This window comes from Orrella dioscoreae (assembly GCF_900089455.2).
Taxonomy (GTDB): Bacteria; Pseudomonadota; Gammaproteobacteria; order Burkholderiales; family Burkholderiaceae_B; genus Orrella; species Orrella dioscoreae.
Genome location: NZ_LT907988.1, coordinates 1131893 through 1147751 on the forward strand (window position 1 = coordinate 1131893; position 15859 = coordinate 1147751).

The following is a 15859-nucleotide window of genomic DNA, read 5'->3' on the forward strand; positions in this document are numbered from 1 at the left end:
CATCAGCGAACACTTCCTTGCAGTACGGAGACCCCCGGCCGGGATGGCGGCGGGTCAAAACCCGGAAGGATACCGCGTTATGCCGCCCAGCCTTGCGCGACGACAAGCTTGGTTGCTCTCGGCGATATCGGGACACACTCTTATACAGATCGGGCCTGGCGCAGGCTTGCGTCGAGATCGGCGAGACGCTGCGGCGTGCCCACGTCGATCCAGCGACCGGCGTGGCGCATGCCGGCGACGCGGCCGCGGCCCATGGCCTCGCGCAGGCGCGGCGCGAGCGGGGCGGCCACGCCCGCCGCCAGGTCTGAAAACAGCGAGGGGTGGTAGACGCCGATGCCCGCGAACGTGAGCGTGGGGGCCTCGCCCGCCCCGGTTGAGTCGCGGTCGCGCACTTCGCCGTCGCCCAGCAGGCGGAAATCGCCTCGGGGATGGTGGGCCGGGTTGTCCACCAGCACGAGCCAGGCCTGGCGTGCGCCCGTGGACACCTGCGGCAGGGCGGCCAGGGCTTGCGCGGGATCCCAGTCGCACCAGATGTCGCCGTTGATCACCAGGAAAGGGGCGTCGCCCAGCAAGGGCAGCGCCTGGCGGATGCCGCCCGCGGTCTCCAGGGCCTCGCCCTCGGGCGAGTGGGAAATGCTGACGCCCCAGCGCGCGCCATCGCCCAGCGCGGCCTCGATCCGGGCGCCCAGCCAGGCATTGTTCACGACGATGTCGCGGATGCCGGCCCGGGCCAGGCGCTCGAGGTGCCAGGCGATGAGCGGCTTGCCGCCCGCGGGCAGCAGGGGCTTGGGTGTGCTGTCGGTCAGCGGGCGCATGCGCTCGCCGCGGCCGGCGGCCAGGATCATGGCTTTCATGCCGCGGCGGCGCCAGGCACGGCGCCGGGAGCGGGACCTTGGGCGTCCAGCTTGTCCAGCAGGCGCATGAGCGGCAGGAAAGGACGGTAGCGCGAGGCGACCTGGCGGACGTAGGTGTTCACGCGCGGCATGTGGTCGCGGATGTAGCCGGGCTTGCCATCGCGGTAATACAGCCGCGCGAAGACGCCCAGGATGCGCAGGTTGCGTTGCAAGGCCATCCACTCGTAGTCGCGGTGGAAATCGGCGAAATCCGCGGGCACGGGCAGGCCGGCCCGGCGGGCCATGTCCCAGTAACGGATGGCCCAGTCCAGTTGCTGCGCCTCGTCCCAGGTGGTACGGGCGTCGGTCACCAGCGAGGCGATGTCATAGGAAATGGGGCCGGCCACGGCGTCCTGGAAGTCCAGCACGCCGGGATTGCGACCGTGGCGGGACTCGGTGCAGCGCATCAGGTTGGGCGAGTGGAAGTCGCGGTGCACGAGGACGACGGGCTGGGCGCTGTTGTGGGCGACCAGCGTCTCGAAGGCCGCCCCCAGGGTGTCGCGCGCCGAGGCGTCCAGCGTGGCGCCGCAGTGGCGCCCGGCATACCACTCGGGGAAAAGCGCGAGTTCGTCGGCCAGGCGCGGCGCGTCATAGGCGGGCAGGCCGGTGGTGGCCGCGCCCTGCAGGCGGACCAGCTCGGCCAGCGCGTCGCGGTAGATCGCCTGCAGGACGGTATCCGTCAGGCCCGCGCGGATGCACTGGTAATACGTGGCGTCGCCCAGGTCGGACAGCAGCAGCAGGCCGGCATCGACGTCCTGCGCCAGGATCTCCGGCACGTTCACGCCTGCCTGGCGCAGCAGGTCCGCCACGTGCAGGAAGGGCCGGCAGTCTTCATTGGGCGGCGGGGCATCCATGACGATGGCCGTGCCCGCGCCGGTGTCCAGGCGGAAGTAGCGGCGGAAGCTCGCGTCGGCCGAGGCCGGGCGCAGGGAGTCGATGTCCAGGGCCAGGGCGGCGGGCTGCGCGCGCAGCCAGTCCTGCAGGAGCGCAAGGCGGGTATCGGGGTGGGAGGGCGTCAAGATGGTTCCGTAGGCAGGCGGCGGGAAAGGGCCGCCAGCGGCGGCCCGGACCGGGGCCGGAGGCAGGCGGGCAGGGGCTGGAAAGCCCGCCCGTACCGATGCGCCCGGCTTCTCTATAATACCGGGTCGCCAACCGGCCAGCGCCGGCAAGCCGCCCCCAGCCCTGTCCCGTCCGGACGGCTGGCGCGGGCTTTCCAGCCGGCTCCGTTTCCTGTCCACCGCTATCCCGACCTATCGACCGAGACTCGTGCGCATGGCCCGCAGCCTGATCCTCTTTGCCGCGCTTGGCGCCACGGCAGCCTATGCCCAGGAAACCCCCGCGCCCGTCCGGGCCGTGGTGCAATCCGCCAGCCCAGAGGCGTCCGGTGGGAAACCTTCCGAAGTGCGGCTCAATGGCCTGAAGGTCTCCCCCGGCCTGCGCCAGCACCGGAACATGGCCGACGACGATATCCCGGCGTTCATGGATGGCGACAGTATCGACGGCGACCCTGCCGGGGAAATCACGATCACGGGCAATGCGCAGTTGCGGCGTATCGACACCGTGTTGAAGGGCGACCGGATCAACTACAACCAGGCCACGGGCGACATGGTCAGCGAGGGCAATGCCCGCCTGATGCGCGACGGCAGCCTGGTGACCGGGCCGAACCTGCTCTATAACGCCGATAACCAGACGGGCTACGTCGAGAAGCCGAATTTCTGGCTGGGCGCCAACGGCGCCAGCGGCCGGGCCGAGTACGGTGACATCTTCAGCCGCTCGCGCATGCGCCTGACCGACGTGGTCTATACGGGCTGCGCCTGCGAGAAGCCGGCCTGGTACATCGACTCCTCCAAGGTCGATCTCGATTTCGACGAGAACGAAGGTGTCGCGCGCAACGCCGTCCTGTATTTCAAGGGCGTGCCCATCCTGGCCTCGCCCTATCTCACGTTCCCGATCAAGCAGGAGCGAAAGTCGGGTTTCCTGCTGCCCACGTACGGCACGACCAGCCGTGGCGGTTTCGATTTTTCGCTGCCGTATTACTTCAACCTGCATCCCCAGTACGACATGACGTTGACCCCGCGCTTCCTGAGCAAGCGCGGGACGATGCTGGGTGGCGAGTTCCGTTATCTGGGGGCGACATATTCGGGCGAAATCGCCGGAACCTACCTGGGCAGTGACAACGTCACGGGCGAGAAACGCTGGTTGTATTCGGCCAGGCATCGCCAGACCCTGGGTGGCGGGTTTTATTTCGACTGGGACTTGAACGGGGTGTCGGATGACGATTACTTCCGGGACATTTCCACCGTCGGTCTCAATGAGGCGTACACCACTTACCTGACTCGCTCGGGGCGGTTTGGCTGGGGCAGCACGTACTGGCAGGCCTATGTCGAGGCAACCTCGTACCAGACGCTCCAGGATCCGGACGCGCCGTTGACCCCCCAGTACGACCGCTTGCCGTCGTTCTACCTGAGGGGCGCGCGATACAACTGGAACGGCCTGGACGCCGAGTGGGAGACCACGGCCACGCGATTCAGCCGGCCGCTGTACCTGAATGTCACGGATCGGAGCTGGGCCAACGGCGATCGTCTGATGTCCTATCCGACGATCTCCTTCCCGATCGTCCGGCCCGGCTGGTACATCACGCCCAAGGCTGGCGTGCACATGACCCAGTACCACACCGACTGGCCCGGTGCGCTGCGCGGCAATCCGCGCGTGCAGAGCCGCACGCTGCCGATCCTGTCTCTGGACAGCGGCATGACCTTCGAGCGCGACACGACGCTGTTCGGCAAGTCGTCCATCCAGACGCTCGAGCCGCGCCTGTACTACCTGCATGTGCCGTATCGCGACCAGGAGACGCTGCCCATCTACGATACCGCGCTGTCGAACTTCAGTTTCGCGCAGGCTTTTGACGAGAATATCTATTCCGGGGGCTGGGACCGCATCGCAAACGCCAACCAGGTGACGTTGGGCCTGACATCCCGGTGGCTCGATGCCAACACCGGTTTCGAACGCTTGAGCCTGTCTGGCGCCCAGCGACTCTACTTCACGGACCAGCGCGTGACCCTGCCGGGTGAAGTGCCTCGAACTGGGGTACGCTCGGACTTCCTCGTGGGCGCCGAGGCCGCGATCACGGATACACTGAGCACCCAGGTCACGGCCCAGTACAACCCCCATACCGATAACTGGGAGCGTTCGGTCATCTCGGCGCGTTGGCGCCCGCAACGCCTGGCGACGATTGCCGCCTCCTATCGTTACCAACGCATCCCGCCCGAGAACACGCCTTATGTGCCGCCCGGGCGTGAGCAGATCAGCGTGTCCGCGCAGTGGCCGTTCAGCCGCCATTGGTTCGGCGTGGGCCGCGTGGATTACTCCCTGCAGGAAAGCCGCTCCACCCAGTCCATCGCCGGCCTCGAATACAAGAGCGATTGCTGCTGGGCTGCCCGCGTCGTGTTCCAGCGCTATGCCGTGTCGGTCAACGAGGCCAACACCGGTATTTTCTTCCAGCTGGAGCTGAGCGGCCTGGGTTCCTTGGGAACGAATCCCATGAATCTGCTGTCCAGAAGCGTTACTGGCTATGAAGAGGTCACGGATCCGGTTCGTTCCAGTACATCATTTGAAAGGTATGAATAATGCGTAGTGCGCTTCATCTGTCCCGTCTCGCGCTGGCGTCGGCCGCGCTGGCGTTGTCCGCTGGCGCCGTGGCGCAACCTGCCCCCGCTGCTTCCGCTCCTTCGCCCGTGGTGGATGGCATCGCCGCCGTGGTGGACAAGAGCGTCATTACCTGGAGTGAACTGCAGGCCGCCACCCGCCAGGCCGAGCGTGAGCTGGCACAGCAGAACATCCAGCGCCCCGATCCCGTGGTGCTGCAGCGCCAGGTGCTGCAGCGTCTGATCCGCGAACGCCTGGAAGACCAGGAGGCATCGCGCCTTGGCATCCGGGTAACGGATGAGCAGGTCGACCAGGCCATTGCCACCATTGCCCAGCGCAACCGCATCACGCCGCAGGACATGCGCAAGCAGATCGAGTCGCAAGGCACGTCGTGGGACGACTACCGTGTCGTGCTGCGCCGCGACGTCATGCTGGACCGCGTGCGCCAGCGCACCGTCGATGGCGCCATCGTCATCACCGACAACGAAATCGATGCCTTCCTGAAGGAACAGGAAGCCCGCCGCGGCAGCGCGGGATCGCCGCGCGGCGCCGCTCCCACGGCAGTGGGCGGCGCGCCCACGTCGCTGGCCCTGGCCCAGATTCTCGTGCGTGTGCCTGAAGGCTCCACGCCCGACCAGGTGGCAGCCCTGCGCAAGAAGGCCGATGACCTCCTCGCCCGCGTGCGTGGCGGCGAGGACTTCGCTGCGCTGGCGGCGTCCTCCTCCGATGGCCCCGAAGCCCTGCAGGGCGGCGCCATGGGTGAGCGCGCGGCCGATGGCTGGCCCGACCTGTTCCTGAACGCCACGGCCAATGTGCAGGCCGGCCAGGTGTCCGAGGTGATCCAGAGCGGCAATGGTTTCCATATCGTGCGGGTCGTCAGCCGCAGCGGCGGCTCGTCCAATGCCTCGGCCGCGCCCGCGCCGGGTGCGCCCCAGGGCCCCACGGGCCCGGCGGATGGCACGCCCATGCCCGTCACGCAGACCCATGCCCGCCACATCCTCATCAAGACCTCCGCGGTCATGAGCGACGAACAGGCGCGCCAGCGCCTGGAACAGGTGCGCCAGCGCATCGTGCAAGGCGGCGAGTCGTTCGCCGACCTGGCGCGCCGTTACTCCAACGACGCCTCGGCGCCGCAGGGCGGCGAGCTGGGCTGGTTGAGCCCCGGCCAGACGGTCCCTGACTTCGAGCGCGCCATGGATGCCCTGCCGCCTGATGGCATCAGCGAGCCCATCCAGAGCCAGTTCGGCTGGCACCTGATCCAGGTGATCGAGCGCCGCACGCAGGACATGGCCGACGAATACCGCCGCATGCAGGCTCGCCAGGCACTCTTCGAGCGCCGCGCAGGCCCTGCCTTCGAAGAGTTCCTGGACCAGCTGCAGGACCGTGCCTACATCGACAACCGCCTCGAGCGCCGCGAGCGCCTGGAACAGAGTCTCTGATGGCGCATCAGGCGCGCAAGCGTTTCGGCCAGCACTTCCTGACCGATGAGTCCGTGGTGGATGGCATCGTGCGTGCCGTCGCGCCCGCGCCGGGCGATTGCCTGGTCGAGATCGGCCCCGGCCTGTCTGCGCTGACCAAGCCCCTGTTGACGCGGGCGGACAGGCTGGTGGCCGTCGAGATCGACAGAGACCTCGCGGCGCGCCTGCGCCGCACCTATCCGCCGGAAAAGCTCAGCGTGGTCGAGGCCGACGCGCTGGAGGTGGATTTCAGCGCCTTCGGCGAGCACCTGCGCATCGTCGGCAACCTGCCCTACAACATTTCCAGCCCCTTGCTGTTCCACCTGATGGCCTGCGCGGACCGGGTGCGTGATCAGCATTTCATGCTGCAGCGCGAAGTGATCGACCGCATGGTCGCCGTCCCTGGCGATGCCGACTATGGCCGCCTGTCGGTCATGCTGCAGACGCGCTATCGCATGACCAAGCTGTTCGACGTGCCGCCCGAGGCCTTCGACCCGCCGCCGCGCGTGGTCTCGTCTGTCGTGCGCATGGTGCCGCTGCCGGCGGACCGGCTGCGCGCCAAGAGCGAAGCGGCGTTGGAGCAGGTGGTGGCGCGTGCGTTCGCGCAGCGCCGCAAGATGCTGCGGCGCGGCCTGGCCGACTGGGCCGACGACATCGACTGGGATGCCCTGGGCATTGCGCCCACCGCGCGCGCCGAGACCCTGTCGGTCGCGCAGTTCATTGCGCTGGCCGACGCCCTGACCGACGCGGGCAGGGTCGGGCCGGGCAAGCCGCACAGCGTCGGCTTGTCGAACTGAGCCAATTTGCCTTGTGCGTGCGCAGGCGACAAAGCCGCCCTGGGGCGGCTTTGTCTTTGGTGATGCAGGGGGGCGGCGTGAGTGCTTACAGCACGTGTTTCCTGCCTGCCAGCCACAGCTGCATGGCGTCGCGGGCGCGTGCGGAGAGAAGGGCGGCGGTGTCGCGGCAGGCGTCTTCCAGCGTCATGGGGCCGTGCGCCAGGCTGAATGCGGCGCTGATGCCGGCGCCATACAGTTCCTGGTAACCGGGGCCCAGCGAGCCGACCAGGGCCACCACGGGCACGCCGGCCTGGCGTGCGATGCCGGCGACGCCGGCTGGCGTCTTGCCGTGCAGGGTCTGGGCATCCATGCGGCCTTCGCCGGTAAAGGCCAGCGCCGCGCCTTCCATGTGGGCGGCCAGGCCGCCCAGTTCGGCGACGATCTCCACGCCGGGGCGGAAGCTGGCGGACAGGTAGGCATAGGCGCCGAAACCCAGGCCGCCGGCCGCGCCCCCGCCGGGCTGCTCGCGCACGTCGCGCGACAGATGCCGGGCCGAGACATCCGCGAAACGCGACAGCGCCTGGTCCAGTTGCTTGACCTGCTCGGGCGTGGCGCCTTTCTGCGGGCCGAAGATGTGGGCAGCACCCTTGGGCCCGCACAGGGGATTGTTCACGTCGGAGGCGACGTCGATGCGGGTGTCCGCCAGGCGCGGATCGAGCCCGCTGGCATCGATGCTGTCGAGCGAGGCCAGCGCCGCGCCGCCGGGCCCGAGTTCCTTGCCTTGCGCGTCACGCAGCTGCAGCCCCAGGGCCTGCAGCATGCCCGCGCCGCCGTCGGTGGTGGACGAGCCGCCCAGGCCCAGGATGATGCGGGTGGCGCCGGCGTCCAGCGCTGCGCGCATCAACTGGCCGACGCCGTAGCTGGACGCTTCCAAGGGGCGGCGGTCACGCGGGGCGATCTGTTCCAGGCCAGCGGCCGAGGCCATTTCGATGATGGCCGTCTTGCCGTCCAGCCAGCCCCAGTGCGCCTCCTGCTCAGCGCCCAGGGCGCCCCGCACGCGCAGGGTTTTGCGCGCTCCGCCCGTGGCCGCGAGCACGGCATCCACCGTGCCTTCGCCGCCATCGGCCATGGGCACGCAGACGATCTGGGCTTGCGGCACGGCAAGGCGTACGCCCTCGGCGATGGCCTCGGCCACGCCGGCGGCGCTCAGGCTTTCCTTGAAGGAGTCGGGGGCGATCACAATCTTCACGTCTGCTTGTCTCCGAATGCTAGGTCTTGGTGTCTTGCCGCCTTCGGGCGGTCACGTTCGGCCCGGCCTGGCATGCGCGTGATGCCGTGAGCCGGGCTCAGCCAGCGATTATCCGATGGATTGTGGGCGTGTGGCGCCTTGCGGCGCAACATCGCCGGTTCAGCGCTGGCTCAGGGCACGGTCAGGATCTTCATGCCGTTGGTGCCGCCGCTGTCGGACAGCAGGTCGCCCTTGGTCAGCACGACCCAGTCGCCCGAAGCCACGAGTCCGCGTTGGGTCAGCTCGGCGATGGCGGCGTTGCTGACCTCGGCCGGATCGAACTGGGCGGCGTCGAAGGGGATCGTGTAGACGCCGCGGAAGAGGGCGGCGCGGCGTTGCGTGTCGGCGTGGCGCGTGTAGCAATAGATGGGCACGCCGGAGCGGATGCGCGACATGATGAGTGGGGTGCGCCCGCTTTCGGTCAGGCTGATGATGGCCTTCACGCCGGGGAAGTGGTTGGCGGCATACATGGCCGACAGCGCGATGGTGTCGTCGCAGCGGCTGAAGGTTTCGCCCAGGCGATGGTGCGAGCGCGTGCTGGTGGGGTGCTTTTCGGCGCCCAGGCAGACGCGCGCCATGGCCTGCACGGCTTCCACGGGGAAGCTGCCGGATGCGCTTTCCGCCGACAGCATGACCGCGTCGGTGTAGTCCAGCACGGCGTTCGCCACGTCCGACACTTCGGCGCGGGTGGGGAGCGGGCTGGCGATCATGGACTCCATCATCTGCGTGGCGGTGATGACGAGCTTGTTGAGCGTGCGGGCGTGCTGGATGATGCGCTTCTGGATGCCCACGAGCTCGGCATCGCCGACTTCCACGCCCAGGTCGCCGCGCGCGACCATGACGCCATCGCTGGCGCGGATGAGGGCGTCCAGGGCTTCGTCATCGGCCACGGCTTCGGCGCGTTCGATCTTGGCGACGATCCAGGCGTCGCTGCCCGCTGCGCGCAGCAGCGTGCGGGCTTCCTCGATGTCGCTGCCATAGCGGGGGAAGGACACGGCGACGTAGTCCAGCTTCAGCTCGGCCGCCACGAGGATGTCGGCGCGGTCCTTGTCGGTGAGGCTGGCGGCAGACAGGCCGCCGCCGCGGCGGTTGATGCCCTTGTTGTCGGACAGCGGGCCGCCGACGGTGACGGTCGTCTGCAGGACGTCGCCTTCGACCCCGTCCACGCGCAACACCACGCGGCCGTCATCCAGCAGCAGTTCGTCGCCGGGTCGGCAGTCCTGCACGAGCTCCGGGTAATCGATGCCGACGATGGTGTCGTTGCCCGCGTCCTTGGGGTGGCTGTTCGACAGCGAGAAGGGCTGTCCCACCTGCAACTGGATGGACTTGTTGGCAAAGCGTGCGATGCGGATCTTCGGGCCCTGCAGGTCGCCCATGAGGGCGACATAGCGGCCCTGCTTGGCGGCCAGCGTGCGCACCAGCTCGGCGCGCTGGCGGTGGTCGTCGGCCTTGCCGTGCGAGAAGTTGAGCCGCGCCACGTCCATGCCGGCCGCGATCAGGGCCTCGATTTTCTCGGGAGAGGTGGTGGCCGGCCCGAGGGTGGCGACGATCTTGGTGCGGCGCAATGGCATGGGGCTTGGCTCCGTATGGGGTTATGGTTGTGCCTACACTATACCCACCGATGACGGCCGCCGTGCAGTAAGGGAATACCGGCGTGGACAGCGATGTCCGCCCTGGCCGGCCCGCGCCTCTTTTTCCCGGACACGGCATCGCGTACAGTGCGAGGCAGTCTTTTCTTGCGCGATGCGATGCTCAATCTTCTCTGGCTGGCCTTTTTCCTCGTCGCCGCGGGCGCGGCCCTGATCCGCTGGCTGGCGCTGGGCGATCCCCAGGTGTTCGCCGGCATGGTGGCCGGCCTCTTCGACATGGCCAGGCTGTCCGTCGAAGTGATGGTCCTGCTGTTCGGCACGCTCACGCTCTGGCTGGGTTTTCTCAACATCGCCGAGCGCGCGGGCCTGGTCGACCGGCTGGCGCGGCTGCTCGGCCCCCTGTTCGCCCGGCTCATGCCCGAGGTGCCGCGCGGCCACCCGGCCATCGGTCTCATCACGCTCAATTTCGCCGCCAATGGGCTGGGCCTGGACAACGCGGCCACGCCCATCGGCCTGCGTGCCATGCGCGAATTGCAGACGCTCAATCCGAAGCCCGACACGGCCACCAATGCGCAGATCCTGTTCCTGTCGCTGAATGCGTCGTCGCTGACACTGCTGCCGGTCACCATCTTCATGTACCGGGCGCAGCAGGGCGCGCCCGACCCGGCCATGGTGTTCCTGCCCATCCTGCTGGCCACCAGCGCGTCCACGCTGACGGCGCTCTTCGCCGTGGCCTGGATGCAGCGCTTGCGCTTGCATGATCCGGTCGTGCTGGCCTGGCTGGCCGGCGCCGCGCTGCTGCTGGGCAGCCTCATGGCCTTCGCGGCCAGCCTCTCGGCCGCGGCGCTGTCCGCCTTTTCCGCGCTGGCGGGCAACCTGACGCTCTTCGGCCTCATCATCGCGTTCCTGGTCGCCGGGGCGGTGCGCAAGGTGGCCGTCTATGACGCCTTCATCGAAGGCGCCAAGCAGGGCTTCGACATCGCCAAGAGCCTGCTGCCCTACCTGGTGGCGATGCTGTGCGCGGTGGGCGTGCTGCGTGCGTCGGGCGCGCTGGACTTCGCGCTGGACGGCCTGCGCTGGCTGGTCACGCTGGCCGGGCTCGACACGCGATTCGTCGACGCCATGCCCACGGCGCTGGTCAAGCCGTTCTCGGGCAGCGCGGCGCGCGCCATGCTGCTGGAAACCATGCAGCATTTCGGCGTGGACAGTTTTCCCGCGCTGGTCGCGGCCACGGTCCAGGGCAGCACCGAGACCACCTTCTATGTGCTGGCAGTCTATTTCGGCGCCGTGGGCATCCAGCGGGCCCGTCATGCCGTGGGCTGCGCGCTGCTGGCGGACCTGGCCGGCGTGCTGGCGTCCATCGCGGTGTGCTACTGGTTCTTCGGCTAAGCAGAGCGGTTCACGCACTTAAGTTCGGTCAACCCCTGGGTGAACCCTGGGCGCAATGAGCACGCTGGCAGGGGGCTTTTCTGGTACCTTTGCTCGAAACACCGGCCCGAGGCGCCGGCGCGGCCCAGGCTCGCGCCGTCAGCCGATGGCGCGGCGGCCAGAAAAGAAAGGAGCGCGCATGAGCAAGACATCCTTCCGTCGCGATTCGTTGACGAAGCCCATCTTCCGCTGGGCACGCAACGCGCTGCCCACCTTGTCCGACACGGAGCGCGAGGCCATCGACGCCGGCGACGTCTGGTGGGACGGCGATCTCTTCACCGGGCAGCCCGATTGGGCCAGCCTGCGCAAGATGCCGCCCGCCACCTTGAGCGCCGAAGAACAGGCCTTCATCGACGGCCCTGTCGCCGAATTGGGCGCCATGCTGGACGACTGGGACATCCAGTGGTCACGGCGCGACCTGCCACCCGAAGCGTGGGCCTTCATCAAGCAGCACCGCTTCTTCGGCATGATCATTCCCAAGGAATACGGCGGCCTGGGCTTCTCGCCTTCCGCGCATTCCGAGGTGGTGCGCCGCCTGTCGCTGCGCTCCTCGACCGCCGCCGTGACGGTGATGGTGCCCAATTCCCTGGGCCCGGGCGAACTGCTCATGCAGTTCGGCACGGAGGAACAGCGCCAGCGCTGGCTGCCGCGCCTGGCCGAAGGCAGCGAGGTGCCGTGCTTCGGCCTCACCAGCCCCGAGGCAGGCTCCGATGCGGCGTCCATGACCGATACCGGCGTGGTCTGCCGCCAGAGGGTCGATGGCGAGGAAGTGCTGGGCATCCGCCTGAACTGGCGCAAGCGCTACATCACGCTGGGGCCCGTGGCCACGGTGCTGGGCCTGGCTTTCAAACTGAGCGATCCGGACCACCTGCTGGGCGAAAAGGAGAACATCGGCATCTCGGTGGCGCTGGTGCCGGTCTCCACGCCCGGCGTGGAAATCGGCCGGCGTCACCTGCCCGCCATGCAGATGTTCCAGAACGGCCCCAACCAGGGACGTGATGTCTTCGTGCCGCTGGACGCGCTCATCGGCGGACCCGAGCGCGCGGGCCAAGGCTGGCAGATGCTCATGAGCGCCCTGGCGGCGGGACGCGGCATTTCCCTGCCCTCGCTGTCGGCCGCGGCGGTCACGTTCTCGGCCCACACCAGCGGCGCCTATGCCCGGGTGCGCAAGCAGTTCGGCATCGCCATCGGCAAGTTCGAAGGGGTGCAGGACAGGCTGGGCTACCTGGCCGCCAGCGCCTACCAGATCGAGGCCGCGCGCCGCCTGACCTGCGCCGCGCTGGACCAGGGACACAAGCCCGCCGTGGTCTCGGCCATCATGAAGTACCACGCCACCGAACGCATGCGCTCGGCGGTCGACGACGCCATGGACATCCACGCCGGCAAGGCGGTGATCGATGGCCCGAACAATTACCTGGGCGGCCTGTACCGTGCCGTGCCGGTGGCCATCACCGTCGAGGGCGCGAACATCCTGACGCGCTGCCTCATCATCTTCGGGCAGGGCGCCATCCGCAGCCATCCCTTCCTGATGCAGGAAATCCTGGCGCTGGGCGACCGGGACCCCGAGCGCGGGCTGGACGATTTCGACGCCATTTTCTGGAAGCACGCGGCGCATGCCGCGCGCAACGGCCTGCGCGCCTGGGGCATGGCCTGGACGGGCGGGCACGTGGGGCCCGCGCCCTCGGCCGGCCGTGTCAGCGGCGACTACCGCCGGCTGACGCGCTACGCGTCGGCCTTCGCACTGGTCTCCGAGGCCGCGCTGGGCATCCTGGGCGGCGCGCTCAAGCGCAAGGAAATGATCTCGGCGCGCCTGGGCGACATCCTGTCCGAGCTGTATTTGCTGTCTGCCACGCTCAAGCGCTGGGAAGACGAAGGCCGCAACGAGGCCGACCTGCCCCTGGTGCGCTGGTGCATGGCGCATGGCGCGCAACGCATCGAACACGCGCTGGATCGCGTGCTGGCCAACCTGCCGATGCGGCCGGTGGCCTGGGCGCTGCGGGCCCTGGTGCTGCCGCTGGGGCCGCGTGGGGGGCCCAGCGATGCACTGACCCAGCAATGCGCCGAACTGCTGCTGTCGCCGTCCCCCACGCGCGACCGCATCGTGGGCGACATCTGGCAACGCGAAGGCGGCGGCCACGTCGGCCTGGCCAAGCTGGAGCGTGCGTTCGACCTCGTGGTGTCGGTGCAGCCGCTCTATGACCGCCTGCGCGAGGCGGGCACCCGGAACTGGCGCGACGCGCATGCGAAGGGGGCGCTGACGGAGGATCAGGCGGCACGGTTGCAGGCTGCCGAAGAGGCCGTGGCGGCGGTGGTTGCCGTGGATGACTTCGATCCGGCGGCGTTGACGCCGGGGGCGGAGTCGGTGCCTTCTTCTTCTGTGGGTAGGCCGGGGCATCCGGATGAGGCTGCTGGGTTTACGACGGCTTAGGGGGGCTAGGCATGAGGGCTATGCAGCGCTAGGTTTTGACGGTTTGTGCACCGCTTCGTTGACGGTTTGTGCACCGCTGCGTTGACGGCCGCCGAGGGTGGTCGTGCCGTCGGCCGCCTGCCGCGTGGTGGGGCGCCCACAGCGCCCCGCCCCCCGCAGAAGGCGCCCGCCGTCCCGCCCACCCTCGACGTCCTGCGCTTGGGGGTTCTGGATCGGAGTCAGCCGCCGGAGTCCTGCTCGCATTCTTGCCGCCTGCTCGCTGCCCGCCCGAAGATCTCGGCTTGCCGCTGACCAATGGGCGCCCACAGCGCCCATTGGTCAGCATTCGGGAAAGCAAAAGGGGCAGCTTTTGAGAGAGGGGGGAAGGGGAGCGGAGGTGGGGGGCATCGCACTTCGGGCGGGTGCCCCCGTCAGGCTGCGTTGTCTGCTTGGAGGCGTTGCTCCATTGTCGTGACTGAATGGCGGGAGTCTTGCGCGGGCAGAGGCGTCGAGACTTATTGACGAGCCTGGCGGCTTCGGCAAATTGTTGACGGTGGTGGAGCAGCCTCCCCAAGCAGGCAACACGGCCAAGCGGCGCCCGTAGCCCGAAGCGCGCTGCTTCCCCCCTCCACCTCTCGCCCCCACTCTCCCAAAAGCTGCCCTATTGCTTTCCCGAATGCTGACCGGTGGGCGCTGTGGGCGCCCTCCGGTCAGCGGCAAGCCAAGATCTTCGGGCAGGCAGCGAGCGCGCAGAAGAATGCGAGCAGGACCAAGGTGGCTACCCAAGTTCCAGAACACAACATTGCAGGACGTCGAGGGTGGGCGGGACGGCGGGCGCCTTCTGCGGGGGGCGGGGCGCTGTGGGCGCCCCACCACGCGGCAGGCGACCGACGGCACGACCACCCTCGGCGGCCGTCAACGAAGCGGTGTACAAACCGTCAACGAAGCGGTGCACAAACCGTCAACGAAGCGGTGCACAAACCGTCAACGAAGCCGTGCACAAGCCGTCAAAACCCAGCAGCATGCCTCCCGCCGAAGCCACCCTCGGCAGCCGCTCCCAACCGCCCTGCGGCTCTACCTTCAATCGTTCCCAGATTTCTTCTGGATGAATTCGATCTTGTATCCGTCCGGATCTTCGACGAAGGCGATGACCGTCGTGCCGTGCTTCATCGGGCCGGCCTCGCGGACGACCTTGCCGCCGCGTTCCTTGACCTTGTCACAGGCCGCGTAGGCGTCGTCGACTTCCAGGGCGATGTGGCCGTAGGCGTTGCCCAGGTCGTACGAGGCCGTGTCCCAGTTATGGGTCAGTTCGATCACGGCGCCTTCGGACTCTTCCTGGTAGCCCACGAAGGCCAGCGTGAAGCGGCCGTCCGGGTAGTCCTTGCGGCGCAGCAGCCGCATGCCCAGCACGTTCGTATAGAAAGCCAGGGATTTTTCGAGGTCGCCGACGCGCAGCATGGTGTGGAGGAGGCGCATGGGATATTCCTTGCAGGGGTGAATCAAGGGGTCGATCGTATCAAAGCGCCGGGCCGCAAGCGAACCGCGCTGGCGCGGCCAGGCGGCGCCGTCACGGCAAAGTCCGGGTGATAAGCTTCGCGGCGAAGCCCGTTGCTGGCGCGGCGCGGGCATGTTTTCCACACGCGGATAGCCATGAGCGATACCTCCACCTCCCATCTCGTCGAAACCTGCCTGGATAGCCAGACTGTCTATGAGGGCCGCTTCCTGAAGGTCTGCCGGGACAGTGTCCGCCTGCCTGACGGACGCGAAGGCAGCCGTGAATACGTCAAGCATCCCGGCGCGGTGGTGGTGATTCCCCTGCTCGACGATGGCCGCGTGCTGCTGGAGCGGCAGTACCGGTATCCGGTCCAGCGGACCATGATCGAGTTTCCTGCCGGCAAGCTCGACCCGGGCGAGGATCCGCTGGTCTGCGGCCAGCGCGAACTGCGCGAGGAAACCGGCTATCGCGCGCGCCAGTGGGCGCATGCCGGGGGCATCCACCTTGCCATCGGTTATTCCGACGAAATCATCCATGTGTACTTCGCGCGCGGCCTGAGCCTGGGCGAGCGCGACCTGGACCCGGGCGAGTTCGTGGATGTCTGGAGCGCGACACCCGCGGCGCTGCTGGCGGCCTGCGCGCGTGGCGAAGTGACCGATGCCAAGACCTTGAGCTGCGTGCTGTGGCTGCAGAACGTGTTGTCGGGCGCGTGGCAGCTGGCGTGGCGCGACGCCTGAGCCGCCGGGTTCACGGCAGGGTGAAGTCCACCCATGACGGTATCTTTCACCCTCGCCGGGCACGGGTGAAAAATACCGTGCCTTTTACAGGCAATTGAAAAGAAAGGGGTTTTCCCCTGGTATGGGTTTTGCGTAATGCCTGAT

At 68.2% G+C, this 15859-nt stretch carries 11 protein-coding genes; 6 read left to right on the top strand and 5 right to left on the bottom strand.

Features of this window, described 5'->3' with window-relative positions; translation table 11 throughout:
- Positions 1 to 140: 140 nt before the first annotated feature.
- Positions 141 to 854 (bottom strand): N-acetylmuramate alpha-1-phosphate uridylyltransferase MurU, encoded by a 714-nt coding sequence (murU, locus tag ODI_RS05110; RefSeq protein ID WP_067749202.1) that lies wholly within the window; start codon positions 852 to 854, stop codon positions 141 to 143.
- Positions 851 to 1912 carry an aminoglycoside phosphotransferase family protein gene (locus tag ODI_RS05115; RefSeq protein WP_067749204.1) on the bottom strand — a complete coding sequence of 354 codons (1062 nt, stop codon included), beginning with the start codon at positions 1910 to 1912 and terminating at the stop codon, positions 851 to 853. Before ODI_RS05115 ends, murU begins: the two co-directional genes overlap by 4 nt.
- Before the next feature lie 247 nt (positions 1913 to 2159).
- Between ODI_RS05115 and ODI_RS05120 the strand changes: the two genes are divergently transcribed.
- The 3 genes from ODI_RS05120 to rsmA are packed head-to-tail and all read left to right on the top strand — an operon-like array spanning position 2160 to position 6792.
- Positions 2160 to 4520 carry an LPS-assembly protein LptD gene (locus ODI_RS05120; protein ID WP_074046757.1) on the top strand — a complete coding sequence of 787 codons (2361 nt, stop codon included), beginning with the start codon at positions 2160 to 2162 and terminating at the stop codon, positions 4518 to 4520.
- A complete protein-coding gene (locus tag ODI_RS05125) occupies positions 4517 to 5977 on the top strand; it encodes a peptidylprolyl isomerase (protein WP_067749208.1) in 1461 nt (486 codons plus the stop codon). The genes ODI_RS05120 and ODI_RS05125 overlap by 4 nt, the downstream gene beginning before the upstream one ends.
- A complete protein-coding gene (rsmA, locus tag ODI_RS05130) occupies positions 5974 to 6792 on the top strand; it encodes a 16S rRNA (adenine(1518)-N(6)/adenine(1519)-N(6))-dimethyltransferase RsmA (RefSeq protein ID WP_098020842.1) in 819 nt (272 codons plus the stop codon). The genes ODI_RS05125 and rsmA overlap by 4 nt, the downstream gene beginning before the upstream one ends.
- An 85-nt stretch (positions 6793 to 6877) precedes the next feature.
- Here rsmA and ODI_RS05135 read toward each other — a convergent pair whose 3' ends face one another.
- Together ODI_RS05135 and pyk are read right to left on the bottom strand one after the other, a co-directional pair.
- Complete coding sequence (locus ODI_RS05135) at positions 6878 to 8020, bottom strand: glycerate kinase (protein ID WP_067749214.1); 1143 nt, start codon at positions 8018 to 8020, stop codon at positions 6878 to 6880.
- Between the two features lie 170 nt (positions 8021 to 8190).
- Positions 8191 to 9630, bottom strand: coding sequence for a pyruvate kinase (pyk, locus tag ODI_RS05140; protein ID WP_067749216.1), 1440 nt, complete (start codon positions 9628 to 9630; stop codon positions 8191 to 8193).
- Between the two features lie 177 nt (positions 9631 to 9807).
- On the opposite strand from pyk, the gene ODI_RS05145 reads away from it, so the two are divergent.
- Positions 9808 to 11037 (top strand): nucleoside recognition domain-containing protein, encoded by a 1230-nt coding sequence (locus ODI_RS05145; protein ID WP_067749242.1) that lies wholly within the window; start codon positions 9808 to 9810, stop codon positions 11035 to 11037.
- Positions 11038 to 11215: 178 nt separating this feature from the next.
- Positions 11216 to 13504, top strand: a complete 2289-nt coding sequence (locus tag ODI_RS05150) for an acyl-CoA dehydrogenase (RefSeq protein ID WP_067749219.1) — start codon at positions 11216 to 11218, stop codon at positions 13502 to 13504.
- 1059 nt (positions 13505 to 14563) lie between these two features.
- Here the strand turns inward: ODI_RS05150 and gloA are convergent.
- A complete protein-coding gene (gene gloA, locus ODI_RS05155; protein WP_067755352.1) occupies positions 14564 to 14959 on the bottom strand; it encodes a lactoylglutathione lyase in 396 nt (131 codons plus the stop codon).
- A 174-nt stretch (positions 14960 to 15133) separates the two neighbouring features.
- On the opposite strand from gloA, the gene ODI_RS05160 reads away from it, so the two are divergent.
- Complete coding sequence (locus tag ODI_RS05160) at positions 15134 to 15715, top strand: NUDIX domain-containing protein (RefSeq protein ID WP_067755347.1); 582 nt, start codon at positions 15134 to 15136, stop codon at positions 15713 to 15715.
- The last annotated feature ends 144 nt before the right edge of the window (positions 15716 to 15859 follow it).

Bases quoted from the DNA above. Each gene is read 5' to 3' on its own strand.
- pyk (WP_067749216.1), bottom strand. From the start codon at position 9,630: ATGCCATTGCGCCGCACCAAGATCGTCGCCACCCTCGGGCCGGCCACC.
- ODI_RS05150 (WP_067749219.1), top strand. From the start codon at position 11,216: ATGAGCAAGACATCCTTCCGTCGCGATTCGTTGACGAAGCCCATCTTC.
- ODI_RS05145 (WP_067749242.1), top strand. From the start codon at position 9,808: ATGCTCAATCTTCTCTGGCTGGCCTTTTTCCTCGTCGCCGCGGGCGCG.
- murU (WP_067749202.1), bottom strand. From the start codon at position 854: ATGAAAGCCATGATCCTGGCCGCCGGCCGCGGCGAGCGCATGCGCCCG.
- ODI_RS05160 (WP_067755347.1), top strand. From the start codon at position 15,134: ATGAGCGATACCTCCACCTCCCATCTCGTCGAAACCTGCCTGGATAGC.
- gloA (WP_067755352.1), bottom strand. From the start codon at position 14,959: ATGCGCCTCCTCCACACCATGCTGCGCGTCGGCGACCTCGAAAAATCC.